Origin of the sequence: Vibrio sp. YT-18 (assembly GCF_033337345.1) — a bacterium.
Classification (GTDB): domain Bacteria; phylum Pseudomonadota; class Gammaproteobacteria; order Enterobacterales; family Vibrionaceae; genus Vibrio; species Vibrio alginolyticus.
Map to the genome: position 1 here is coordinate 1 of NZ_JAWOQO010000219.1, position 1,109 is coordinate 1,109.

Annotated in this window: 1 protein-coding gene; it reads right to left on the reverse strand. The window is 47.2% G+C overall.

From position 1 onward, the window contains the following. Positions 1-1,109, reverse strand: a 1,109-nt coding sequence (locus R7M72_RS25545; protein WP_318056519.1) for an ABC transporter transmembrane domain-containing protein, incomplete at both ends; no start/stop codon positions are given.

A 1,109-nucleotide genomic window follows, 5' to 3' on the forward strand; every position in this document is an offset into this window, starting at 1 on the left:
GCTGCTTCTGACCGCCAGAAAGAGTAATGCCTTTTTCGCCAACTTCGGTTTGGTATCCGTCAGGGAATTTCTCTATATCGTCGTGGATACACGCCAATTTCGCTGCTTGATAAACTTGCTCCTTTGTTGCTTGAGGATTGCCAAGGGCGATGTTGTCAAAGATCGATTTTGAGAACAAAAATGGACTCTGATTCACAACCGCAAAGCGATTACGCCATTGAGGTAAGATAGCGTCTTTGATTTTGACATCGCCAAACTGAATGGTGCCATTTTCTAAATCATGTTGACGCAATAGCAGGGTGAGTAACGTCGATTTGCCACTGCCTACTGGGCCTGCAATTCCGAGCATTTTCCCTGGCTCTAACGTTACGTCCACAGCGGCAAGAGCTGGTGGGAGTTCTTTACTCCAATGGAACGCGTCAATCTTGATGTGTAGCGGTAATGGTTTGTTATCTAGAGGTTGTGTACCACCAATGATCTCTGGTTGTTCATCGAAGATTTCTTGTAGCCGATTCCATGCGGCAGAACCGCGCTCTAAGATGTTAAACAAGAATGCGAACGCCAGCATTGGCCAAATCATCAAACCCAAGTACATGGTGAAGGCTGTCAAATCACCAAGAGTGATTTCGCCTTTGTCGACCAGATACGCGCCTGCCGCCACACTAAGAAGAAACGAAAGACCAATCGTCAACTGAATCGCAGGGTCAAAGCGCGCATCTACTCTCGCTACCGCGATGTTTTTAGCACCAGTATCGTCAACGACATCTTCAAATCGTTGTTGCTCTTGGTTTTCCAAACCAAAAGCACGCAACATTCGCACACCATTTAGGGATTCTTGCGTCATATCGGACATCGAAGAGAATGCTTCCTGCGCGACACGAAAACGTTGGTGAAGAATGCGGACGATAAAGAAAATAATTACCGCGAGAAATGGCATTGGCAACAGGGCCATAACGGTCAGTTTCCAACTGACTTGCGTGACCATGATGATCAATACTGCTATGCCTGTGATAACCGAGTCGGCTGCCGTTAATACCCCTTCGCCAGCTGTCATAACGATGTTTCTTACGTCGTTCGTGCCGCGCGCCATCAAATCGCCAGTTTTGTAT